Origin of the sequence: Paracoccus sp. PAMC 22219 (assembly GCF_000787695.1) — a bacterium.
GTDB lineage: Bacteria > Pseudomonadota > Alphaproteobacteria > Rhodobacterales > Rhodobacteraceae > Paracoccus.
The window spans coordinates 1-23,893 of sequence record NZ_BBPH01000008.1 but is presented as its reverse complement, the minus strand read 5'-3'; the positions used below and the strand labels follow the sequence as shown (position 1 = coordinate 23,893).

19 protein-coding genes and 5 pseudogenes are annotated in these 23,893 nt (G+C 67.2%); 19 read left to right on the top strand and 5 right to left on the bottom strand.

Annotation, left to right across the window (positions count from 1 at the left end; all coding sequences use genetic code 11):
- Nucleotides 1-45: 45 nt before the first annotated feature.
- Nucleotides 46-237 carry an FCD domain-containing protein gene (locus tag TY51_RS24460; RefSeq protein WP_373960223.1) on the bottom strand — a complete coding sequence of 64 codons (192 nt, stop codon included), beginning with the start codon at nucleotides 235-237 and terminating at the stop codon, nucleotides 46-48.
- Between the two features lie 62 nt (nucleotides 238-299).
- Nucleotides 300-686: pseudogene (locus TY51_RS24455) on the bottom strand (FadR/GntR family transcriptional regulator); the annotation flags it as partial.
- Nucleotides 687-1,042: 356 nt separating this feature from the next.
- Between TY51_RS24455 and TY51_RS01795 the strand changes: the two are divergent.
- The 5 genes from TY51_RS01795 to TY51_RS01775 all read left to right on the top strand — a co-directional run bounded on the left by TY51_RS01795 (nucleotide 1,043) and on the right by TY51_RS01775 (nucleotide 5,161).
- Nucleotides 1,043-1,972, top strand: a complete 930-nt coding sequence (locus tag TY51_RS01795) for an ABC transporter substrate-binding protein (protein ID WP_231558853.1) — start codon at nucleotides 1,043-1,045, stop codon at nucleotides 1,970-1,972.
- Nucleotides 1,973-2,072: 100 nt separating this feature from the next.
- A complete protein-coding gene (locus TY51_RS01790) occupies nucleotides 2,073-2,885 on the top strand; it encodes an ABC transporter permease (RefSeq protein WP_042245089.1) in 813 nt (270 codons plus the stop codon).
- Nucleotides 2,882-3,697: an ABC transporter ATP-binding protein gene (locus TY51_RS01785; protein ID WP_081994654.1), complete on the top strand. Its 816-nt coding sequence runs from the start codon at nucleotides 2,882-2,884 to the stop codon at nucleotides 3,695-3,697. Before TY51_RS01790 ends, TY51_RS01785 begins: the two co-directional genes overlap by 4 nt.
- A 4-nt stretch (nucleotides 3,698-3,701) precedes the next feature.
- Nucleotides 3,702-4,454, top strand: coding sequence for an ABC transporter permease (locus TY51_RS01780; RefSeq protein WP_042245086.1), 753 nt, complete (start codon nucleotides 3,702-3,704; stop codon nucleotides 4,452-4,454).
- Entirely contained in the window at nucleotides 4,454-5,161 is a 708-nt protein-coding gene (locus TY51_RS01775; RefSeq protein ID WP_042245084.1) for a fumarylacetoacetate hydrolase family protein, read from the top strand. The genes TY51_RS01780 and TY51_RS01775 overlap by 1 nt, the downstream gene beginning before the upstream one ends.
- A 33-nt stretch (nucleotides 5,162-5,194) precedes the next feature.
- Here TY51_RS01775 and TY51_RS01770 read toward each other — a convergent pair whose 3' ends face one another.
- Together TY51_RS01770 and TY51_RS01765 are read right to left on the bottom strand one after the other, a co-directional pair.
- Nucleotides 5,195-6,007, bottom strand: a complete 813-nt coding sequence (locus TY51_RS01770; protein ID WP_197054601.1) for a glycosyltransferase family 25 protein — start codon at nucleotides 6,005-6,007, stop codon at nucleotides 5,195-5,197.
- Between the two features lie 170 nt (nucleotides 6,008-6,177).
- Complete coding sequence (locus tag TY51_RS01765) at nucleotides 6,178-6,639, bottom strand: hypothetical protein (RefSeq protein WP_042245081.1); 462 nt, start codon at nucleotides 6,637-6,639, stop codon at nucleotides 6,178-6,180.
- A gap of 174 nt (nucleotides 6,640-6,813) precedes the next feature.
- On the opposite strand from TY51_RS01765, the gene TY51_RS01760 reads away from it, so the two are divergent.
- From TY51_RS01760 to iolB, 13 genes and pseudogenes are all read left to right on the top strand, one after another.
- On the top strand, nucleotides 6,814-8,451 hold the full coding sequence (locus tag TY51_RS01760) for a hypothetical protein (protein WP_156117827.1): 1,638 nt from the start codon (nucleotides 6,814-6,816) through the stop codon (nucleotides 8,449-8,451).
- Nucleotides 8,452-8,514: 63 nt separating this feature from the next.
- Nucleotides 8,515-9,057, top strand: a complete 543-nt coding sequence (locus TY51_RS23015; RefSeq protein WP_231558852.1) for a LacI family DNA-binding transcriptional regulator — start codon at nucleotides 8,515-8,517, stop codon at nucleotides 9,055-9,057.
- On the top strand, nucleotides 8,940-9,551 hold the full coding sequence (locus TY51_RS23010; RefSeq protein ID WP_307533918.1) for a substrate-binding domain-containing protein: 612 nt from the start codon (nucleotides 8,940-8,942) through the stop codon (nucleotides 9,549-9,551). Before TY51_RS23015 ends, TY51_RS23010 begins: the two co-directional genes overlap by 118 nt.
- A gap of 237 nt (nucleotides 9,552-9,788) precedes the next feature.
- The gene (locus TY51_RS01750; RefSeq protein WP_042245078.1) at nucleotides 9,789-10,727 is read left to right on the top strand and encodes a sugar ABC transporter substrate-binding protein; all 939 of its coding nucleotides are present in this window, start codon (nucleotides 9,789-9,791) and stop codon (nucleotides 10,725-10,727) included.
- A 49-nt stretch (nucleotides 10,728-10,776) separates the two neighbouring features.
- Nucleotides 10,777-12,306 (top strand): sugar ABC transporter ATP-binding protein, encoded by a 1,530-nt coding sequence (locus TY51_RS01745; RefSeq protein WP_042245075.1) that lies wholly within the window; start codon nucleotides 10,777-10,779, stop codon nucleotides 12,304-12,306.
- Between the two features lie 15 nt (nucleotides 12,307-12,321).
- The gene (locus TY51_RS01740; RefSeq protein ID WP_042245072.1) at nucleotides 12,322-13,344 is read left to right on the top strand and encodes an ABC transporter permease; all 1,023 of its coding nucleotides are present in this window, start codon (nucleotides 12,322-12,324) and stop codon (nucleotides 13,342-13,344) included.
- 7 nt (nucleotides 13,345-13,351) lie between these two features.
- Nucleotides 13,352-14,248, top strand: coding sequence for a sugar phosphate isomerase/epimerase family protein (locus TY51_RS01735; protein WP_042245070.1), 897 nt, complete (start codon nucleotides 13,352-13,354; stop codon nucleotides 14,246-14,248).
- Between the two features lie 10 nt (nucleotides 14,249-14,258).
- Nucleotides 14,259-15,269: a Gfo/Idh/MocA family protein gene (locus TY51_RS01730; protein WP_042245067.1), complete on the top strand. Its 1,011-nt coding sequence runs from the start codon at nucleotides 14,259-14,261 to the stop codon at nucleotides 15,267-15,269.
- A 7-nt stretch (nucleotides 15,270-15,276) separates the two neighbouring features.
- Nucleotides 15,277-16,062 (top strand): TIM barrel protein, encoded by a 786-nt coding sequence (locus TY51_RS01725; protein WP_042245064.1) that lies wholly within the window; start codon nucleotides 15,277-15,279, stop codon nucleotides 16,060-16,062.
- A gap of 22 nt (nucleotides 16,063-16,084) precedes the next feature.
- A pseudogene (iolC, locus tag TY51_RS01720) lies at nucleotides 16,085-17,997 on the top strand (5-dehydro-2-deoxygluconokinase).
- 11 nt (nucleotides 17,998-18,008) lie between these two features.
- A pseudogene (iolD, locus tag TY51_RS01715) lies at nucleotides 18,009-19,828 on the top strand (3D-(3,5/4)-trihydroxycyclohexane-1,2-dione acylhydrolase (decyclizing)).
- 10 nt (nucleotides 19,829-19,838) lie between these two features.
- On the top strand, nucleotides 19,839-20,750 hold the full coding sequence (iolE, locus tag TY51_RS01710) for a myo-inosose-2 dehydratase (protein WP_042245061.1): 912 nt from the start codon (nucleotides 19,839-19,841) through the stop codon (nucleotides 20,748-20,750).
- A pseudogene (iolB, locus tag TY51_RS01705) lies at nucleotides 20,747-21,471 on the top strand (5-deoxy-glucuronate isomerase); the annotation flags it as partial. The gene iolE and the pseudogene iolB, both read left to right, overlap by 4 nt.
- Before the next feature lie 88 nt (nucleotides 21,472-21,559).
- On the opposite strand, the pseudogene TY51_RS01700 reads toward iolB, so the two are convergent.
- Nucleotides 21,560-23,235, bottom strand: a pseudogene (locus TY51_RS01700) (alpha/beta hydrolase).
- A 299-nt stretch (nucleotides 23,236-23,534) separates the two neighbouring features.
- On the opposite strand from TY51_RS01700, the gene TY51_RS21575 reads away from it, so the two are divergent.
- Nucleotides 23,535-23,893 (top strand): PHB depolymerase family esterase (locus tag TY51_RS21575; RefSeq protein WP_231558851.1); only part of this gene is annotated, 359 nt, incomplete at its 3' end.

Here is a 23,893-nt window from a genome sequence, read left to right as displayed (position 1 = left end):
GGGATTGTGCGTCGCGTCGGGGGGAAATGTCCACCATCTGCCCCGTTATTCGGGGTGGATCGCAGGCCCCTGCGGGTCGATCAGCTTTTTCTGGACCGCGCGCAGGTGGTGATGCATCGCCTCGGCCGCGCCGGACAGGTCGCGCCGGGCGATCGCGGCGGCGATCCGGTCGTGTTCGGCAAAGGAATGATGGTCGTCCGGCGGCCGCTGCCGCCCCGACCGCAGCGCGCCCCACACGACTGCCGCCGCACCGCGTTTAGCGCATCGAACAGGGCCAGCAGCAGCCGGTTGCCGGTCGCCTGCGCGATCAGGCGGTGGAATTCGTTGTCGGCGGTCTCGTACTGGCGCCAGGTCTGGGCGCTGCGGGTGCGCAGGATGCAGGCGGCCATCGCCTCGATATGATCCTGGGTGGCGTTCAGCGCGGCCTCGCGCGCCAGCATCGGCTCGATCAGCAGGCGGGCGCGCATGACTTCGGCGGGATTGGTCACGCGGTCGATCTCGGACAGGCTCATCACCTCGACGCGGCGCGATCCGATGAAGGTGCCCTTGCCGACATGCCGCCAGACCTGGCCCTCGGCCTCCAGCGTGGCCAGCGCCTTGCGCAGTTCGCCGCGCGAAACGCCCAACGTCTCGGACAGGTCGCGTTCGGGGGGCAGGCGGGTGCCGGGGGCGAAATCGTGGCGCATCAGCCAGGCGCGCAATTGCACCAGCGTCGCCTGCGGCGAGCCGCTGTCGTCGTCATGGGCCGGAAATCCGGCCAGGGGGTCGGGGCTGCCGCTCAAGATCACCATCGTAACCAATTCTTCAATTGAGTCAGGATAAACGCGGATTGGTCTGGGGTCAATCGCCCATCATCCTTAGGTTTTACGGGTGGAAACATCTGAACTGCACTGTTGACCAATTAACCAATCGGGTGTCATGGTCAAACCAATCGAGGCGCAGCCGGGATTCGCGCCGACATTGCCGCTTTGGGAGGAGCGCCGAGATGAGGGGAACGAGGATACTGACAGGGCCGCTTGCGGCATGGGTTGCGGGCGGCGCGATGGCGGTCGCACTGGCCACGGGGGCTGCGGCGCAGACGCCGATGCGGGTCGCGATGGGCGACATCGCGTCCGTCGAAACCCTGGGCCTGCTGATCGCGATGGAGCGCACCAAGGAACGCGGCGTGCCCATGGACATCACCTTCTTCAACTCCGAGGACGTGGCGACGCAGGCGGTCGTCGGCGGGCAGGCCGATATCGGGGTGGGCGCGCCCTATGCGTTCATCCAGAACTCCAAGGCGCCGATCCGCATGTTCTATCGGATGAGCACGCTGCAGTTCTTTCCGGTGGTGAACACCGAATTCTACACCACGTGGGAGGATCTGGACGGGCAGGAGGTCACCGTCCACTCCCGCGGATCGGGCACCGAGGCGCTGATGCGCCTGATGGAGACACAGCACGGCATCGAATATTCCGCCATCAGCTATGTCCCCGGGTCCGAGGTGCGCGCCGGCGCGATGCTGCAGGGCGCGGTCAAGGCGACGATCGTCGACAGTTCGGGCTTTCGCCTGCTGACCGAACAGGGCGGCGGCAAGTTCGAGCGGCTGCCGCTGGACGGCGTCAACGCCACCGACGAGGCGCTGTACGGCAACGAGGATTTCCTGAACGAGCGTGAGGCCGACATGGCCATCTTTGTCGAGGAGCTGCTGCGCACCTGGGCCGAGATCAACCAGACGCCCACCGTCGTGGCCGAGCTGCGCACCCAGTACGATCTGCTGCCCGACCTGCCCGAACAGGCGGTGGCCGAGATCACCCCCTATTTCGAGGGTGCTGTGACCGACGGCATGCTGCCCACGGCCGGCGGCGCCCCGGATGACGTCATCGACGACCTTACCTTCCTGGCCGCCGCGGGGCAGGTCCAGGCGCCGGAGGCCGATCTGGACACCGGGCAGTACTGGGATTTCGACCTGCTGACCGCGGCGCGGGACTGATTGCCCGACCATGGGCGGCCTCCCCGCGGGGGCGCCGCCACCCCCCTGATCCGCGATCCGGCGGGCAGGGGTCGCATCCCGCCCTGGGGGCCATGTACCCATGACATCAGCCAACATCACCGCGACGCGGACATCGCTGCAGCCCGGCTTGGGCCTGCGCCTGTGGCAGTCCGGCCTGCACTGGAAGATCCTGTCGGTCGCCATCTTTGCCCTGATCTGGGAAATCGCCGCCAGGTCGGGCTTCAACTTCGCCTTTCCCACCTTCACCGCCACCATGGCCGCGCTGTGGTCGATGATCGCCGACGGATCGATGGGGGCCGCCTATCTGCGCACGATGGAGCCTCTGGTGATCGGGCTGACCATTTCCCTGACCGTGGGGATCAGCGCGGGCGTCGCCATGGGGCTGCGCCAGACCGTCGAATGGATCACGCTGCCCCTGTTCATCGTCATGCAGGCGGCGCCCATGGCGGCGCTGATCCCGCTGGTCACCTTCGTCTATGGCATCGGGTTGACGTCCAAGGTGCTGGCGGTGGTGATGCTGTCGATGCCGGTCATCGCCATGAACAGCTACAAGGCGGTGCGCAACGTGCCGCCGTCGATGGTGGCGATGTGCGCGTCGTTCACCGGCAGCCGGACCCAGCAGGTCACCCAGATCATCCTGCCCGCCGCCAGTCCGATGATGTTCGCGGGCCTGCGCCTTGGCGTGGCCGAGGGGTTTTCGGGCGCCGTCCTGGCCGAGCTGCTGATCACCCCCACGGGCATCGGCGATCTGATCACGTTCCACCGGTCGGTCGCCAACTTTGCCCACATGTACGCCACGATCGTGTCGATCGTGCTGTTCGCCATCCTTGCCGTCAGCTCGCTTCAGTGGGTCGAGGCCAAACTGTTCCGTCCCGAAAGGAGGGGGTCATGATGCAGCAATACGCCATGCCAAAGGACGCCACGCGCGTCACCCAAGGCGCCGTGCGCGATCCCATCGTCGAGATCCGGGGGATTTCCAAGAAATACGGCAGTTCCGTCACCGCGCTGCAGAACATCGACCTGTCGTTCGAACGCGGCCACCTGACCAGCCTGCTGGGCCCGTCGGGTTGCGGCAAGACCACGCTGCTGAAGATCGTGGCAGGCCTGCTGGAGCCGACCTCGGGGCAGATCCTGGTCAACGGCAAGCCGGTCACCGGGCCAGGGCGCGAACGCGCCTTCGTGTTCCAGGATTTCGCCCTGATGCCCTGGGCCAGCGTGCTGGAGAACGCGGCGTTCGGGTTGAAGATGCAGGGCGTGGGCAAGCGCGACCGCGAACAGCGCGCGCGCCATTACATCGCCGAGGTCGGCCTGTCGGGCTTCGAGGGCAAGTACCCGCACGAGCTGTCGGGCGGCATGCGCCAGCGGGTGGGCCTGGCCCGCGCCCTGGCGGTCGATGCGGACATCCTGCTGATGGACGAGCCTTTCTCGGCCGTGGATGAACAGACCCGGCGCAAGTTTCAGGAGGACCTGATGCGTCTGCGCGAGGTCGAGAACAAGACCTTCCTGTTCGTCACCCATTCGATCGAGGAGGCGGTCTATGTCTCGGACCGCATCGTGATGCTGTCGCCGCGCCCGGGCCGCATATCCGAGATCATCGACCCGCAGATCCGTGCCGGCATCACCCCTGACGAGCTGCGCCGCGACGAGGCCTATCTGGACACGGTCGAACGCATCTGGACCAGCATCAAGCAATACGTGGAGTAGGGCGATGACCATTTACGGATACCACGTCCCCAAGATGGCATCGCTGCTGATCTGGGTGATCCTGTGGGAGATCATCGGCCGGTTCGACCTGGTCCTGCTGTTCCCGCCCTTTTCCGAGGTGCTGGCCGCGATGACCGAGGTCGTGACCTCGCGCAGCTTCGGAGAGGCGATGCGCATCACGCTGCTGTCCTATTTCGCGGGCATCGCGTTGGCGCTGGTGGTGGGCATTCCCCTGGGCTTTCTGATGGGGCTGGTCCCCGCCGCCGACCGGATGCTGAACATGTGGGTCAACACCTTCCTGTCCGCGCCGCTGTCGGCGCTGGTGCCGGTGTTCATGATCCTGTTCGGCCTGGGCACGCCCACGGTCATCGTGACCGTGTTCATGTTCGCGGTCTGGATCATCGTCCTGGACACCCGCGCCGGCGTCCAGCACATCACCCCGTCGCTGATGGAGATGGCCGACAGCTTTCAGGCGACCCGGTACGAACGCACCCGCATGATGGTGCTGTCGGCCCTGCCGGAAATCCTGGCCGGGGTCCGCCTTGGCATGGTGCGCGGCGTCAAGGGCGTGGTCATCGGCCAGCTGCTGGTGTCGATCATCGGCGTGGGTGCGCTGTTTTCGCTGTACCAGCAGAACTTCCTGATGGCCCATTTCTGGGCGCTGGTCGTCATCCTCTTCACCTGCGCGCTGACCCTTGCCGAAGGGGTCTCGCGCTTGGAAAAACGTGTTCAATACTACGCAGGAGTCAGAAACTGATGCCCAACGATCTGTCCAAGCCCACCGATTACGTGATCGCCCCCGCGGCGCCCGCAACCCTGCCCATCGACGGCAGCGACCAGGTGTTCCCGGTCAACCGCGTGTTCTGCATCGGCCGCAACTATGCCGCCCACGCCATCGAGATGGGCCATGACCCCGACCGCGAACCGCCGTTCTTCTTCTTCAAAAGCCCGGCCAACCTGACGTCGGACGGGACGTTTCCCTATCCGACGCTGACCTCTGACGTGCATCACGAGGTGGAACTGGTCGTGGCCTTGGCCAAGGGCGGGACCGACATCGCGGTGGACCGGGCGCTGGATCATGTCTGGGGCTATGGCGTCGGTCTGGACATGACCCGCCGTGACCTGCAGGGAGAGGCCAAGAAGATGGGCCGCCCGTGGGAGGTCGGCAAGAGCTTCGAGAAATCCGGCCCCTGCGGCCCGCTGGTGCCTGCATCGCGGATCGGCCACCCCGACGCGGGTGCCGTGACGCTGGACGTGAACGGAGAGCGCCGCCAGACCGGCGATCTGAACCAGATGATCTGGAAGATCCCCGAAATGATCGCTGAACTGTCGCGCTATTTCGACCTGCAGCCCGGCGACGTGATCATGACCGGCACCCCGTCCGGCGTGGGCGCGGTCAGCCGCGGCGACGTGATGGACGCGCGGATCGAGGGCGTCGGATCGATCCGCGTGACGGTCGTCTGACCCCTTGGCCGCCCCCGCGTGGGGCGGCCCGCATCACATGTGATCAAAGATCTCGTCGATGCCCAGGGTGATGGCCAGGAAAAAGGACGCGACCTTCAGCACGGTCTTGTAGGGCAGGTAATGCGCCCGCGCATAGACGTACTGGCCGCTGCGCGCAATCAGCCGGCTGACCTCCAGCCAGGCGCGATAGGGCAGGACCGTCAGATAGCGCGTCGCGGGATATTTCGACGCGCGCAGGTTCATCTGGATCTGCGAGGCGGGTTCGTCGCGCTGATTGACCGGCGGCGGATCGACAAAGACCGCGCGCAGCCCGGCCAGGTATTCCAGATCGAAGGCAATGTCATAGGACAGCCGCATCGGCATCAGCCGCCCCGTGATCCACCGTGCCGCGGCGCGGTTGATGACATAGGCGCCGGCGCCCTTTTCCCGCGTGAACGCCTTGGCCAGGCGCCGCCCGCCGGGCAGGTCGCGAAAGGCGAACTTGCGCCCGGTGTTCATCGTGCTCAGCCGCAGGATGTCCCAGCTGTCGTCCTCGGCCATCGCATGGCGCAGGATCGCCGTGAAATCGGGCGGAAAGGCCACATCGTCCTCAAGGATCAGCGCATGCGTGTCCGGGCCGTCCAGCAACCGCTGCGCGCAGGCGACATGGCTGAGATAGCAGCCGACTTCGGCCGGGATCACCCGGCGGCCGTGCAGATGGCGATAGCCCCAGGCATCGAAGGCCGGATGCGGAAAGCTCAGCGTCGATCCGTCCACCGCCGTCACCCGTTCAAAGGGAAGGCCGACGGCATCGCATTTCGCGGTCATCCGCCGCAGCCGGTCGACGGCCCGGTCAAGATTGATCAAATAGACCGTCAACCCGGCGGGTAATGATTGATTCGGCACCGTTTTCTCGATTCGATGACACACCTGTCCCGCATGTCGATTGCGGGTCATTCCGTCAAGACGGTTCGTCGGGATCGGTCGGTGTCCCGGCGGCGGAAAACTGCGGCGCAGATGCGGTGGCGCCCCCGCCGCTACTCCGTCGCGCCGACCGGGCCGTCCATCAGATAGGCATAGGTCCCGCACAGGTCGGGTGATGCGATGCCCTGGGGTTCCGCGTTGCCACCGAACGCCAGCAGCGTCAGCACCCACCCGCCATAGGATTCATCCTGCCGCACGGCCAGATGGCGCAGCGGCTGGTCCGCCCCGCAGATCGTGTTTCCGTTCAGCAGCGTTCCGGGATCCGACGCGACGCGGAACAGTTGTGCCGCGGTCGTGCTGCTGCCATCAGCCCAGACCCCGTCGCGTTCACCCAACGGTTGCAGGTCGACCTGAACGTTCTCGCCGAACACCACCGCATCTTGCGTGATCGTGATCGGCCCGGTGATCGCTTCGGCGGTGCGGCTCAGCGGTTCGAACGTCTGCGGCCGGTCCAGAACTGGGGCGGCATGCGCCAGAGCGGGGCACAGGGTCAGGAGAAGGCATAGCTGTTTCAAGGGAATACCGGATGCTGTTCATCTTTTGCAAGATGACCCTGCCGGACACCGGTCGTAAACCCCACGCGGGGGAATCGGCGCAATCCTGCCGGGGGAAAGACCTTGCCCGGTCGGGGGCGGCGCTGTTAGAAATTCACCGTCCCACCTGTCGGGACCATGCGAAAGGGTCCCTTGGTGAAACGTCGTTCCGTGCTGATGCTTGGCGCCGCCTTTGGGCTGCAGGTGGCGATCGGGCTGCCGACCCTGGCGCGGGCCGCGATGCGCACCGAACCGGGCGGCATCGCGGTGGGGCTGTCGGGGATCTCCGATTGGGGCGCCTCGCAGCCGTTCATCGACGTGATGCGCCAAAGCCGCGAATGGATGGGCCGGTCAGAGGCCGAATTCGTGTCCCACACCAACGCCGAACTGCGCGAGGGCGGGCATCTGGACGCGGATGGCTGGCCGATCAGCATCCCCGACGGGTCGACCGCAGTGGGTACGATCATCCTGTGCGACCTGTCTGCCGATGACACCAGCCTGAACGGCCATTACCGCATGACCTGGGACGGGACCGCCGACGTGCGCATCAACGGCACCGGCACGAACGTCACCACCGGTCCGGGATGGGCCGAATTCGACTATGTCGCGTCGGACACGGGGATCGTGGCGGTGGACATCGTCGATCAGGACGCCACCGACCCCGCGCGCAATTTTCGCTGCATCCATCAGGCGTTGCAGGCGGAATATGATGCGGGCCAGATCTTTCGGCCCGACTGGCTGGCGCTGATCTGCGGGTTCCGGGTGATCCGGTTCATGGACTGGATGGCCACGAACGACAGCACGCTGTCGGAATGGGACGATCGCCCGCGCCTGACCTCGGCCACCTGGACCCTGGGCGTTCCGGTCGAGGTGATGGTGACGCTGGCCAACCAGCTGGGCATCGATCCCTGGTTCTGCTTTCCGCATCTGGCCACCGACGACCACATTACCCGCTTTGCCACGCTGGTCCGCGACAGTCTGGATCCGGGCCTGACCGCTTGGTATGAATTTTCGAACGAGGTCTGGAATTTCCAGTTCGGCCAGACCCAATGGGCCCTGCAGCAGGCCGAGGCGCAATGGCCCGGCCAAGGTGACGGCTGGATGCAGGTCTATGGCGGAAGGTCCGCAGAAATGGCCGGGCTGCTGGACGCGGTCTATGCCGATGCGCCCGACCGTCTGCGCAAGGTCATCACCGCGCATACCGCCTGGATCGACCTGAACCATGCGATGCTGGAGGCGCCTTTGTGGGTCGCGGATGGCGAAGGTCGCCGTGCGCCCAAGACCCATTTCGACGCCTATGCGGTGACAGGCTATTTCGATGGCGGCATCGGGCGCCCGGCGAACCTGTCGCAGATCCGGTCCTGGCGCGACATGGGCGACGCGCAGGCGTTCGACCTGATGGCCGAACAGGTCGCCGACGGGCGCCACATCGCGGGCGAGGAGGGCGGCACCACCATCGCCACGCTGGAGGAGGTCTGGGCCGCCCAGCAGGCCATCGCGCAGGATGCGGGCCTGTCGCTGATCATGTACGAGGGCGGCAGCCACATCGTCCCCGACCGCGCCGCCATCGATGCCGACCCCGAACTGTTCGATTTCATCGAGCGGTTTCATTATTCGGACCAGATGGGCGGGCTGTACCGCCGCGCCATCGACAGCTTTGGCGCCGCGGGCGGGGCGTTCTTCAACGCCTTCGTCGAGGTGGCCGGCCCCGGTCCGGCGGGGTTCTGGGGCGCGCGCCGCCATGTCGGCGACGACAATCCGCGCTGGCGTGCGATCGCGGACAGCCGCGCCTGACGCGCTTGCCATCCGCGGTTGGGCGGATGATAGAATGCCATCATCCGATTGATGCGAGGCGTGATGGCACGACCCACGATTGCAGATCTGGCACAGGCCGCAGGGCTGAGCACCGCCACCGTTGACCGCGTCCTGAACGGCCGCCCGAACGTGCGCGACGAGACCGTGCGCCGCGTGCATCAGGCGGCGGAACAGATCGGCTATCACGGCGCCAACGTCATCCGGCAGCGGATGCTGGCCGACCGGCCCGAACTGCGTCTTGGGCTGGTGCTGCAAAAGCCGCGCCATCGGTTCTATCAGGACGTGCAGGCGATCTTCGAGGCGCAGGCCCGCGCCACCACGCAGGCGCGCGTTCAGATCATCCCCCGCTTTGTCGAGACGACGCAGGCGGCGGAACTGGCCGATGTGCTGGCATCGCTGCGCGGGCGGGTCGATGCGGTGGCCGCGACCGGGCAGGACCACCATCTGGTCACCAAGCGGTCCAGGACCTGCAGGCCACCGGAACGCCGGTCTTTTCGCTGCTGTCCGATTTCGCGCAGGGTGTGCGGGAAAGCTATTTCGGCAGCAACAACCTCAAGGTCGGCAGGGTTGCGGGCTGGTTCGTGACCAAGCTGGCCACGCGCCCCGGCAAGATCGCCCTGTTCATCGGCGGATCGCGCTTTCACGGGCACGAGCTGCGCGAGACGGGGTTCCGCAGCTTTGTTCGCGACGACGCGCCGGAGTTTCAGCTGCTGGACACGCAGATCAACCTCGAGACCCGGCAGCTGACCTATGAGGCGACGATCAACCTGCTGGCCCGTCACGCCGATCTGGTCGGCCTTTACGTCGCAGGCGGCGGGATGGAGGGGGCGATCCAGGCGGTCCGCGAAATGGCGGCGGGGTCCCGGGTCGTGCTGGTCGTGAACGAGCTGACGCCCGATTCTCAGGCCGGGCTGCAGGACCGGGTGGTCAGCGTCGTTCTGGGCACCCCGATCCGGGATCTGGCGACACAGCTGATCGCCACGGTGATCGCGACGCGCGACAGCGGCATGGCGCGCATGCCCGGCCAGCGCTTCTTTCCGTCCGAGGTCTGGACCCCGGAAAGCGAAACCATGAGGTAATCCCATCATTCTGCGTGGCGGTTTGCATCATGGATGATGCGAAGCGCTGCGGCAGACCGTTGACCGATGGCCGGAAACGGAGGCATCGTTCCCCTGGCTGGCGGAGGAGGAGACCCGTCGGCCCATGCAGGACAAGGCAGCACGCGCATGCCGCACCGGTCGATGGCCGGTGCCGGGACGCCCCATGCCTGCAGGACGTGCCCGGCGCGTTCGCGCCATCAGAGGAGGAGGACCGACGTGAAGACATTCCTGATGACCACGGCATTGGTGGCCGGACTTGGCAGCGCCGCCGCGGCGGAGAACATCGGCGTCTCGATGGCGCTGTTCGACGACAACTTCCTGACCGTGCTGCGCAACGGCATGCAGGATTATGCCGCCGGCATGGACGACGTGACCCTGCAGGTCGAGGACGCGCAGAACGACGTGGGCCGCCAGCTGAACCAGATCCAGAATTTCGTCGCATCGGGGGTGGATGCGATCATCGTGAACCCGGTCGACACCGACGCGACCATCGCCATGTCGAACCTTGCGGCCGAGGCAGGCATCCCGCTGGTCTATGTCAACCGCCAGCCCGTCAACGTGGACGAACTGCCCGAGGGCCAGGCCTTTGTCGCGTCCGACGAGGTCGAGTCCGGCACCCTGCAGACGCAGGAGATCTGCCGCCTGCTGAAGGAGGCGGGCAAGGGCGACGGCGCCACGGCCGTCGTGATGATGGGAGAGCTGTCCAACCAGGCCGCCCGCATCCGCTCCCAGGACATCAAGGACGTGATCGCCACCGACGACTGCAGCTTCATCGAGATCGTCGAGGAGCAGACCGCCATGTGGTCGCGCACCCAGGGCACCGACCTGATGACCAACTGGCTGTCGGCGGGGATCCAGTTCGACGCGGTCATCTCCAACAACGACGAGATGGCGATCGGCGCGATCCAGGCGCTGAAGACGTCGGGCATGGCGATGGACCAGGTGATCGTCGGCGGCATCGACGCCACCGCCGACGCGCTGGCCGCGATGCAGGCGGGCGATCTGGACGTGACCGTGTTCCAGAACGCCGCCGGTCAGGGCCAGGGCGCGGTCGATGCCGCGCTGAGCCTGGCGCGGGGAGAGGCGGTGGACTCCAAGGTCTATGTGCCGTTCGAACTGGTGACGCCCCAGAACCTGGCCGAATACCAGCAGTGACAGGCGGCGGGGCCGCCATGGCCCCGTCCTTACCCGGCAGGAGATCACGATGCTGGATCAGGCAGGCGCCCCCATACGCCGCGTTCACGCGGGCGAATACATCCTGGAAGTCGACAACGTCCGCAAGGAATTTCCCGGCGTCGTCGCCCTGGATGACGTGCAGCTGCGGCTGCGTCCCGGCACCGTTCACGCCCTGATGGGCGAGAACGGCGCCGGCAAATCGACGCTGATGAAGATCATCGCCGGCGTCTATACCCCCGACCGGGGCGAGGTCCGCTTTGCGGGCAAACCGCTGGACATCCGCACCCCGCTGGACGCGCTGAACAGCGGCATCGCGATGATCCATCAGGAACTGAACCTGATGAACACGATGACCGTCGCGGAAAACATCTGGATCGGGCGAGAGCCCAAGTTCGGCTTTGGCCTGATCGATCACGGCCGGATGGCGCGCCAGACCGCGACGCTGTTTGCTGATCTGGGCATCCGCCTTGACCCGGCCGACATGGTGGGTGACCTGACCGTCGCGCAAAAGCAGATGGTCGAGATCGCGCGCGCCGTGTCCTTCAATTCCGACGTGCTGATCATGGACGAGCCGACCAGCGCCATCACCGAGACCGAGGTGGAGCACCTGTTCCGCATCATCCGCGACCTGCGCGCCAAGGGTGTCGGCATCGTCTATATCACCCACAAGATGAGCGAGCTGTTCGAGATCGCGGACGAACTGACCGTGTTTCGCGACGGCAAGTTCATCGCGACCGTCGACGCCAAGGACGTCACCCGCGACCAGATCATCAAGATGATGGTCGGCCGCGAGATCACCGACATGTTTCCCAAGATCGACTGCCCCATCGGCGACACGATCCTGGAGGTGCAAAACCTGACCCTGCCCGGCGTCTTCGAGGATGTCAGCTTTGCCCTGCGCCGCGGAGAGATCCTGGGCGTGGCGGGCCTGGTCGGATCGGGCCGGTCCAACGTGGCCGAGGCCGTGTTCGGCGTGCGCCCCGCGACGGGCGGACAGATCCTGATCGACGGAGAGGCGGTGGCGATCACCGCGCCGCCGGTGGCGATGCGCCACGGCATGGCCTTCCTGACCGAGGACCGCAAGGAGACGGGCTGTTTCCTGAACCTCGACTGCATCGAGAACATCCAGGTGGCGCTGCTGTCCAGCGGCAAGGTCGACAATCGCGGTTTCGTCAACCAGCGCGAGGTGAACCGCCTGGCCGAGGAGTTCTGCGCGAAACTGCGCGTCAAGACGCCGAACCTGGCGGAAACCGTGGCCAACCTGTCGGGCGGCAACCAGCAAAAGCTGCTGATCGCGCGTTGGCTGCTGACGAAACCCCGCATCCTGATTTTGGACGAGCCGACACGCGGCATCGACGTGGGCGCGAAATCGGAGATTCACCGGCTGATCACGCAACTGGCCGCCGAGGGTGTGGCGATCCTGATGATCTCGTCCGAACTGCCCGAGGTTCTGGGCATGTCGGACCGGATCATGGTCATGCACGAAGGCCGTGTCAGCGGGTTCCTGGACCGGGCCGAGGCCGACCAGGTGCGCGTCATGGAACTGGCGGCGAAATAGGAAAGGAGCGGCCAGATGGCCACACAGGCAATCGGCGGCGAACGCGCCGCACCCAAGGCGCATCGCAAGCTGCCTTCGGAAATCAACATCCTGCTGGTGCTGATCGGCATCGCGCTGATCTTCGAGATCCTGGGCTGGATCTTTCAGGGCCAGACGTTTCTGGGCAATATCGGCCGGCTCAAGATCATGATCCTGCAGGTGTCGGTGATCGGCATCATCGCGGTCGGGGTGACGCAGGTCATCATCTCGGGCGGGATCGACCTGTCGTCGGGGTCCATCGTGGGCGCGGTGGCGATGGTGTCGATGAGCTTTGCGCAATCGGCGGAATACGCCCGCGCCGTCTATCCGGCGCTGACCGACATGCCGGTGATCGTGCCGGTGCTGATCGGGCTGGTCTGCGGGGCGGTCGCGGGGTTCGTGAACGGCTGGCTGATCGCCTATACCAAGATCCCGCCCTTCATCGCCACGCTTGGCATGATGGTCACCGCGCGCGGTTTCGCGAAATGGTACACCAAGGGCCAGCCGGTCAGCTTTCCCACGGACGGCTTCGTGTTCCTGGGGTCGGGGATGATGCCTGTCTATATCTTCCTGGCGGTCGCGGCGGTCTTTCACGTGGCGATGAAATACACCCGCTATGGCAAGTTCACCTATGCGATCGGGGCCAATCCGCAGGCGGCGCGCGTGTCGGGCATCGATGTCGAACGCCACCTGGTCAAGCTGTACGTCGTCGCCGCGACCCTTGCGGCACTGGCCGGGATCGTCGTCGCCGCACGCGGCCAGACCGCGCAGGCCGGGATGGGCATGATGTACGAACTGGACGCCATCGCGATGGCCGTCATCGGCGGCACGTCGCTGGCCGGGGGGCGCGGGTCGATCATCGGCACGTCCATCGGCATGGTGATCTTCGGTGTCATCATCTCGGGTTTCACCTTCCTGCGGCTGGACGCCTATTACCAGGAGATGATCAAGGGTGCGATCATCGTGGCCGCCGTCGTCATCGACACCTATCGCCAGAAGAAACGCGTGAAGAAGGGGTGACCGGACCATGAAACACACGCTTGATCCGCACATGTTCCGCCACCTGTCGCTGGAGGAAACCTGCCGCACGGTGGCCGACCTGGGATACGACCATGTCGAGCTGTCGCCGCGCCCGGATTTCCTGTCCTGGTGGACCCGGCCCAAGGTCTGGCCGGAACGGGTCGCGTCCTTCAGGAAGGCGCTCAAGGATCACGGTCTGGGCCTGGCGACGCTGCAGCCGATGTACCGGTGGGCCAGCCCCTATTCCGACGAATGGGAGGCCGCGATCGAGAACTGGAAGCGCGCCATAGAGATCGCGGTCGAGATGGACTGCCCGATGGTCGTCAGCGAATTCGGCCGCGGCGGCAGCCCCGAGCGCAGCCTGAACGACCGGTCCGGCCTGCACCGCCCCGAAACCTGCGAAAACCAGTTCTTTCGCGCCATGGACATCCTGGTCCCGATCCTGGAGCGCGAGGGCCTGACCCTGTCGCTGGAGGCGCATCCAGAAGACTGGCTGGAACAGATCGCCCCGGCGATGGACATCATCCGGACCATCGATTCCAAGGCGGTCAAGGCGTCCTTCATCGCGCCGCACACCTTCTTCTATGGCCCCGACATGGTCGCCAACCTGCGCGCGACCCAAGGGCTGCTGGCGCATGTGCGGCTGGCCGACACCTATGACCACACGAAATCGTCCCAGCTGCGCTATGTCGTGAACCCGCCCGGATCGACCGTCCGCGTGCACCAGCACCTGGATTTCGGGCAGGGAGAGATCGATTGGGACATCTTCTTCGCCACCCTGGCCGAGATGCAATTCGACGGGGTGCTGTCGAACTGCGTCTTTGGCTGGGAGGACCGGGCCCAGGACAGCGCCCGCTTCATGCTGGCCGAAACCAAGACATACGTCGCGAAATACTGGCAATAGGAAGACAGACATGACCCTCAGGATCGGCGTCATCGGCACCGGCATGATCGGCCGCGACCACACAAGGCGCATCGCGCAGGTGCTGGCCGGGGCGGACATCACCGCGCTGAGCGATTACAATCCCGCCGCCGCCCGCGCCGTGCAGGCGGAGCTGGCGCCCAACGCCATCGTCCATGACCGGGGCGAAGACCTGATCGCGTCCCCCGACGTGGACGCGGTGCTGGTCTGTTCGACCGGCGCCACGCACGAGGCCTATGTCCTGGCCGCCATCGCCGCGGGCAAGCCGTGTTTCTGCGAAAAGCCGCTGGCGACCACGGCGGATGGCGCGAAACGCATCGTCGATGCCGAGGTGGCTGCAGGCCGGCGTCTGGTCCAAGTCGGCTTCATGCGCCGCTATGACGCCGGATATCGCATGCTGAAGCAGGTCGTGGACAGCCGGATCGGTGCGCCCCTGATGGTCCACGCCGCCCATCGCAACCCCACGGTGCCCGAATCCTATGGCACGCCCATGGCGATCCACGACACCCTGATCCACGAGATCGACGTGTTCCGCTGGCTGCTGGACGACGACTATGTGTCCGCGCAGGTGGTCTTTCCGCGCCGGTCGTCCCATGCGCATGCCGCGCTGGCCGACCCCCAGATCGTGCTGCTGGAGACGGCCAAGGGCGTGCGCATCGATGTCGAGGTCTTCGTGAACTGCCGCTATGGATACGACATCCAGTGCCAGGTCGTCGGAGAGGAGGGGTTGGCAAACCTGCCCGAACCCATGGCCATCACCCTGCGCCGCGACGCCACGCTGCAGAGCCCGATCATGACCGACTGGAAGGACCGCTTTGTCGACAGCTATGACGTCGAACTGGCCGATTTCATCCGCGCGGCGGCGCAAGGCACGGCATCGGGGCCGACCAGCTGGGACGGCTATGTCGCGGCGATCACCTCGGACGCCTGCGTCCAGGCGCAGGAACAGGCCGGGCACATCATCCCCATCACCCTGCCGGCCCGCCCGGCCCTGTACGACTGAGGCCGCCATGCGCTTTGCCATCAACCACATCGCGGCCCCGACCCTGCCGCTGGCGGATTTCCTTGCCATGGCCCGCCGCCTTGGCGTGACCGAGGTCGAGATCAGGAACGACCTGCCAGACGTCATGGGCAGCATCGACCCCGCCCGCGTCCGCGCCGAGGCCGAACACCACGGCATCACCATCGCGTCGATCAACGCGCTGTACCCGTTCAACGTCTGGTCCGGCGATCTGCCGGACCGCGCGGTGGCGATGGCCGATTACGCCCAGGCCTGCGGCGCGCGCGCGTTGGTCATGTGCCCGCTGAACGACGGCACCGACGTCCCGTTCGACGATCTGGTGGCGGCCTTGCGCGCCATCCGCCCGATCCTGTCGGACCGCGGCCTGACCGGCCTGGTCGAGCCCTTGGGCTTTCCCGTGTCGTCCCTGCGTCTCAAGGCGACGGCGGTGCGCGCGATCGAGGCGGCCGGCGGTGCGGAGGTGTTCCGGCTGATGCACGACACCTTCCACCACCATCTGGCGGCCGAGACGCAGGTCTTTGCGGACTGGACCGGCCTGGTCCACATCTCGGGCGTGACCGATCCGGGGGTGGCGGTGGACGACATGCTGGACGCGCACCGGGTGCTGGTGGACGGCGGCGACCGGCTGGACAATCTGGGCCAGATCCGCGCGCTGCTGGATGCGGGCTATGACGGGCCGTTCAGCTTTGAACCATTCGCGACCTGCGTGCATGACGCCGCCGACCCGCAGGCCGCGCTGCAGGCCAGCATCGACCACATCCGGTCCGCGCTGTGACGCCCCGATGACAGGAACGCGCATGAAATCCCTCGACGTGATCACCATCGGCCGTTCGTCGGTCGACCTCTATGGCCAGCAGGTCGGCGGGCGGCTGGAGGACATGGGGTCCTTTGCCAAGTATATCGGCGGCAGCCCGACGAACATCGCCTGCGGCACGGCGCGCTTGGGGCTGCGATCGGCGGTCATCACGCGGGTGGGCGACGAGCATATGGGCCGGTTCATCCGCGAACAGCTGGTCCGCGAGGGGGTCGATGTGCGCGGCGTGGCGACCGATCCGGACCGGCTGACCGCGCTGGTGATCCTGGGCATCCGCGATCAAGACAGCTTTCCGCTGATCTTCTACCGCGAGAACTGCGCCGACATGGCCCTGTCGCCCGACGACATCGACGAGGCGCTGATCGCGGACGCGCGCTGCGTGTTGGCCACGGGCACCCACCTGTCGCATGCCCGGACCGAGGCCGCGGTGATGCGCGCGCTGGAACTGGCGCGGGCGCATGGCGCGCGGACCGCGCTGGACATCGACTATCGCCCGAACCTGTGGGGCGTGGCGGGGCATGGTGCAGGCGAAAGCCGGTTCGTCGAAAGTGCCGCCATCACCGCCAGACTGCAGGCGACGCTGCACCTGTTCGACCTGATCGTCGGCACCGAGGAAGAGTTCCACATCGCCGGCGGCACCACCGACACGCTGGACGCCCTGCGCGCGGTGCGGGCGGTCAGCGACGCGGTGCTGGTGTGCAAGCGGGGTGCCGCGGGGGCGGTGGCGTTCACGGGTGGCATCGACGGATGGGACAGCGGCCAGCAGGGGACGGGCTTTCCGATCGAGGTCTTCAACGTGCTGGGTGCGGGCGACGGGTTCTTTTCCGGGCTGCTCAAAGGCTGGCTGGACGACGAGGACTGGCCGCGCGCGCTGGAATACGCCAATGCCTGCGGGGCGTTTGCGGTCAGCCGCCACGGCTGCACCCCCGCCTATCCCAGCCTGAAGGAACTGCACTTCTTTCTGGTCCGCGGCGTGGTCCGGCCCGATCTGCGCAACGACGCGGCGCTGGAACAGGTCCACTGGTCCACGAACCGGCAGGGCCGGATGGGCGGGGACTGGTCCACCATGCGGGTGTTCGCCTTCGACCACCGGATGCAGTTGGAACAGATGCCGGGCTTCACCCCGGCCAAGGGCGCGGCGTTCAAGCAGCTGTGCCTGGACGCCGCGCTGCGCGTAGCGGACGGGCAGGGCGGTCACGGCATCCTGTGCGACGACCGCATCGGGCGCATGGCGCTGCACCGCGCCGCCGGGACCGGCCTGTGGATCGGGCGTCCCGCCGAATGGCCCGGATCGCGCCCCCTGACGCTGGAGCCGGAACTGGGCCCCGATTGCGGGGCGCTGTCCGAATGGCCGCGCGAACAGGTTGTCAAGGTGCTGTGCTTTTGCCACCCCGACGACGATCCCGCCTGCGGGCCGAGCAGGAGGCCACGGTCGCGCGCCTGTTCACCGCCGCCCGCCGCAACGGGCTGGATTTCCTGCTGGAGATCATCCCCTCCAAGGTCGGGCCGGTGGACGACACGACCACCGCCACCCTGATCCGCCAGTTCTATGCCGCAGGCATCTATCCCGACTGGTGGAAGCTGGAGCCGCTGACCAGCCATGCCGCATGGGCCGCAGCCATTGCCGCGATCACCGATCACGACCCGCATACCCGTGGCATCGTGGTGCTGGGGCTGGACGCGCCCGAACAGGCGCTGGCCGACAGCTTTCGCATCGCCGCGGCATTCCCGCTGGTGCGGGGCTTTGCGGTAGGGCGCACGATCTTTGGCCAGGTCGCGCGGGATTGGCTGGCAGACGGCATCGACGATGATGCGGCGGTGGGCCGGATGGCCGACCGCTATGGCGCGCTGTGCGCGGTCTGGGACCGGGCGCGGGCAGAGGGGACGAAACCATGACGGGGCAGGACATGAACGCGACGATCCGCTTGACGGCCGCACAGGCGATGGTCCGCTGGCTGTCGGTGCAGAGGACCGATGACGGGGCCCGTTTCATCGACGGAGTCTGGGCGATCTTCGGGCACGGCAACGTGGCGGGGCTGGGGCAGGCGCTGCACGGCATCGGTGACGCGCTGCCGACCTGGCGCGGGCAGAACGAACAGACCATGGCGCATGCCGCGATCGCCTTTGCCAAGGGCCACGGTCGCAGGCGGGCGCAGGCGGTGACCGCCAGCATCGGGCCGGGGTCGACCAACATGGTCACCGCCGCCGCGCTGGCCCATGTGAACCGCCTGCCGGTGCTGTTCATCGCGGGCGACGTCTTTGCCAGCCGCAGGCCGGACCCGGTCCTGCAGCAGGTCGAAGGGTTTGGCGACGGCACGGTCAGCGCGAACGACTGCTTTCGCCCGGTCGTGCGGTATTTCGACCGCATCACCCGGCCGGAACATCTGCTGACTGCACTGCCCCGCGCGATGCGCGTGATGACCGACCCGGCCGAATGCGGCCCGGTCTGCCTGGCCTTCTGCCAGGACGTGCAGGCCGAGGCGTATGACTGGCCCGAGGCGTTCTTTGCCCCGCGCATCTGGCACATCCGCCGCCCCGCCCCCGACGCGGACGAACTGGCCCGCGCGGTCGATCTGATCAAGGCGGCCAAGGCGCCCGTCATCGTCTGCGGCGGCGGCGTGATCCATTCGGGTGCCGAACAGGCACTGGCCGATTTCGCCACCCGCCACGCCATTCCCGTGATCGAGACACAGGCCGGCAAATCGGCACTGCCGCAGGCGCATCCGATGAATTTCGGCGCGGCGGGGGTCGACGGATCGGCGGCGGCCAACCGGGCGGCGGCAGGGGCGGACCTGATCCTGGCCATAGGCACCCGTTTACAGGATTTCACCACCGGGTCGCGCACGCTGTTCGATGCGCCGCTGATCGGCATCAACGTGCAGCCCCATGACGCGGCCAAGCATGGCGCGGTGACGCTGGTGGCCGACGCGCGCGTGGCGTTGCAGGCGCTGACCGACGCCTTGGGCGATCTGCGCTTTGCCCCCGACACCGATCCTCGCGCGGCTTGGCTGGCGGCGGTGGACGCGCATTGCGCGGCCCCGGCCGGCGACGGCCTGCCCACCGATGCGCAGGTGATCGGCGCCGTTCAGCGCGCCGCCCCCGACGGCATCGCGATGTGCGCGGCCGGCACCATGCCCGGCGCGCTGAAGCTGCTGTGGCAGGCGGCGCAGGGCGGATATCACATGGAATACGGCTATTCCTGCATGGGATACGAGATCGCGGGCGCGATGGGCCTGGCCCTGGCCCGCCCCGATCGGCAGGTGCTGTGTTTCGTGGGCGACGGCAGCTACATGATGGCCAACAGCGAACTGGCGACGGCGGTGATGCGGCGCATCCCCTTCACGGTCATCCTGACCGACAACCGTGGTTACGGCTGCATCAACCGGCTGCAGGTCGGCTGCGGGGGCGTCCCGTTCAACAACATGTACGCCGATTGCAACGTCGAGGCACAGCCGCAGATCGATTTCGTGGCCCATGCCGGCAGCATGGGCGCGCATGCCGTCAAGGCGCCACCATCGCCGATCTGCAGGCCCAGGTCACGGCCGCCCGCGCCCGCGATATTCCGACGGTGATCGTGATCGAGACGACCGCCGCCGTCGGCCCCGGTTTCGGCGATGCGGGCCATTGGTGGGACGTGGCCGTTCCTGCGACCGGCGACACCGATGCCTTGGCGCAGGCCTATGCGCATTATCTGACGATGGCCGCGCGCCAGTCCCTGATCAACTGAAGGCAGCATCATGATCCTTTACGGCACCAACCCGATTGCCTGGGCCAATGACGACGATCAGTCCATCGGCGCGCATATCCCGACCCGCCAGATCCTGGAGGAGGCGGGGCGGATCATCGGCTTTGACGGGATCGAGAACGGCCACCGCTGGCCCGACGATCCGCAGGCGCTGAGGGCGCTGCTGGACGGCTATGGCCTGCGGTTCATCTCGGGGTGGTATTCGACCGAGCTGCTGACCCGGTCGGTCGAGGATGAGATTGCCGCGGTGCAGCCGCATCTGGCCAAGCTGAAGGCCAACGACTGCAAGGTCTGCATCGTCTGCGAATGCTCGAACACCGTGCATGGCAGCCCGGACGTGCCCGTGAGCGACCGCCCCCATCTGACCGGGGCGCAGATGACCGCGTTCGGCGCACGGATGGAGGAATTCGCGGCCTATCTGGCGGCGCAGGGCATCACGCTGGCCTATCACCACCACATGGGCACCGTGGTCGAAAGCTCTGACGACATCGACGCCTTCATGGCGGCGACGGGGCCTGCCACCCATCTGTTGTTCGATGCGGGGCATTGCGCGTTCGGCGGCGGCGATCCGGCGCAGGTGCTGGCCCGCCATGCCCCCCGCGTCGCCCATTTCCACGCCAAGAACATCCGCCGCGACATCACCGACCGCGTCCGGACAGAGCGGATGTCGTTCCTGCAGGGCGTGATGGCCGGGGCCTTCACCGTGCCGGGCGACCCGGACGGGGCGCTGGACTTCGTGCCGCTGCTGCGCATCCTGGCGCAGGCGGGTTATGACGGCTGGCTGGTGATCGAGGCGGAACAGGACCCGGTGATCCGCAACCCGCTGCACTATCAGACGATGGGCCTGCGCGCGCTGAGGGCCGCCGCACGCCAGGCGGGGCTGGACGACGGGGGGCGGGCATGAGCGATCTGCAGCGACGTCCGTTCGGCACGCATGGAGAGGTGCACCGCATCACCCCCGCCGACGCGGGCTGGCGTTACGTGGGCTTTGCCCTGCACCGCCTGCGCACCGGCGACCGGGTGAACGACGTCACCGGCGACCGCGAGGTGATGCTGGTCATGGTCGAGGGCAAGGCCGCGATGCAGGCGGCAGGGCAGGATTGGGGCGTGCTGGGCGACCGGATGGACGTGTTTGACAAGACCCCGCCGCATTGCCTCTACGTCCCGAACGGTCAGGACTGGGCGGTTCAGGCGGTCACCGACTGCACCATCGCGGTCTGTTCCGCCCCCGGCCATGGCGGCCACCCGGCGCGGCGCATCGGTCCCGACGGCATCGCCCTGACCCCGCGCGGCCGCGGCACCAACACCCGCCACGTCAACAACATCGCCATGGAGACCGAGGACACCTGCGACAGCCTGCTGGTGACCGAGGTGTTCACCCCCGCGGGCCATTGGTCGTCCTATCCCAGCCACCGCCATGACGAGGACGATTTTCCCCGCATCACCTATCTAGAGGAGACCTATTACCATCGCCTGAACCCCGCCGATGGCTGGGCGGTGCAGCGCGTCTATACCGACGACGGCAGCCTGGATCAGGTCATGGCGGTGCGCGATCACGACGTGGTGCTGGTCCCGCGCGGCCACCATCCTGCGGCGCGCCCTATGGGTTCGAGCTGTATTACCTGAACGTCATGGCCGGTCCCCGCCGCAACTGGCGTTTCGTCGCCGCGCCCGAGGTTCAGGCGATCATCGCACGCGACGCCTGACCCACGCTCAGCTGGAGCTGCCGGGCTGCGTGGTCATCGCCTGCTGACGGGTCACGAAGTGGTCCCGCAGGACCTGCAGCCGTTCGGGCGTCCAGCCGGGCGGATCGGTGATGGCCAGCCAGGGGTCGATATGGTCGACATGGGCATAGACATGACCGTGCCCGATCGGCACCTCCAGCGCGATGGCCATGTCGAAGGCCAGCTGCAGCTGGGTGATGATCGGATACCAGCGCAGATCGGGCGACACCTCGGGGGCGCGGGGGGTGGCCAGCCAGTCGGGCGGGCGGATCGCGCTGTCGGACCGGAAGAACACGATCGGATCGCTGCCGTATTGCAGGAACACGATCCGCACCTCGCCCCAGGGGCCGCCGTCATGCACCGACTGACGGCCGTCGGTGAAACGCACGACCTCTCCGGTCGTCAGGCGGGGCAGCCAGGCGGGCGATCCGGGATCGCGTTCGGCGGTCAGGGTCTGCCACAGCTGGCTGACGAAGGGCGGCCCGACCCACAGCGCCCCGTCGATGGGCTGGTCCAGCATCTCGTGCAGGCGCAGCGACTGCTGCGAGCTGTGGGCGCCCAGGCTGAGACCGTACAGGTACAGCTGCGGGCGCGTCTCCTCTGGCAGCTGCTGCCAGCGGCGGTGGACGGCACCGAACAGGCGCGCCCGGCCTCGGCCGCCTGTTCGGGCTGCACCAGCAGCGAGATCCAGCTTTGCAGATAGGAATATTGCAACGCGACCGTCGCTACGTCGCCGTGGTTCAGATGCTCCAGCGGCTCGATGGCGGCGGGGTCCATCCAGCCGGTGCCGGTCGGCATGGCGACGACCAGCGTGCTGCGGTCGAACCCGCCCGCGCGTTCCAGCTCGCGCACCGCCAGGTCGGCCCGGTCGACCAGCGTGTCCGCCGCGTTCAGCCCGACATAGACGCGCAGCGGTTGCAGTGCGGGCTGTCCGGTGACGCTGGCGATGGCCTGCGGGTCGGGGGTGGTGGCCACGAAATTGCGCCCCTCGCGCCCCAGATCCTGCCAGGCGACCAGCGATTCGGCGCTGCCGGTCTGCCAGGGCTGGTCGGGGGCCACCTGTTCGGCGGGGATCAGGTCGTCCAGCGCCTGCGCCGATCCGTCGATGCTGGACACGACGTTGCGCACCAGAACGCCGCTGAACAGCTGATAGGTCAGCAGGATCGTCAGCACCATGCCCAGCACCCGCGCCTGCCTGCGCGGCAGGACCTGCGCGATGCGCGCGCTGACATACCGGCCAAGGGCTGCCAGCAGCTTGCCCAGGATCAGCAGGACCGACGCGACCGCGGTGCCAAGACCGGCCACGAGAAAGGGGGCCACCCCCTCGGCGGGGGGCAGGGCCATGGCGGCGCGGATGTCGTTCTGCCATTCGGCCGACCGGACCAGGAACACCGTCACGATGACCAGCGCCACCGCGCCCAGGGCGGGCACGAACAGGCGTGCCTGTCGGTCGGTCATGCGCGGCAATTGCAGATAACGCCACAGCGCACCCGCCAGCACCGTCACCCCATAGCCCGCGGCAAAGCAGAACCCCGCCAGGATGCCCTGGATCTGGGGGCTGCGCGGGATCAGGCTGGGGGTCAGCGACCCGGCGACGAACAGCGCCCCCGTGACCAGCCCCACGCCCGACGTGCGCCGGTCCAGCCAGTCCAGGAAAGTCAGCATGGCGGCCGTCATCGGCGGGACCTTTTCGTTGCACCGCGCCGGGTGTCGGGGCGTTCGCCCGCAAAATGTCAAACGCCGCGCGAATGGGCAAGCGCGCCCTGACCTGCCAAGGCGTCATGGCTGCCATGACCGCCCGACCGGCGTTGCCGCTTGCCCATCGCACGGGCGCATGCGACGCAGATGACCATGTGCACCCGAACGCTGCCCCGAACCCCGTGACCAGGCGCCCCAGAATCCGGATCGGAACCCGTCGGCGCAAGTCCGGCGCCAGCGCCATGGCCGGCCTGATGGGCGCGTTCATGAAATCGGCCACAAAGGTCATGACGCAGGCGGCCGTCGCCGCCGCGACGCCGCCAAAGGCCGCCAAGCCCAAGCCTGCCGCCAAGCCCCGGTCCCCCGTCGCCCCGCGATCCGCCCGGTTCGACAGCGGGACCCATGCCTGCGCCTTTGGCACGCGCAAGTACCGCATCTATCTGCCGTCGGCGATCGGGGCGGGGACGCCGCTGCCGCTGCTGGTGATGCTGCACGGCTGCGGCCAGACGCCCGAAGATTTCGCCAAGGGCACCGGCATGAACGCGCTGGCCGAACAGCTGGGCGTGATCGTCGTCTATCCCGCGCAGCCGCGCGAGGCGCATCCCAACCGCTGCTGGAACTGGTT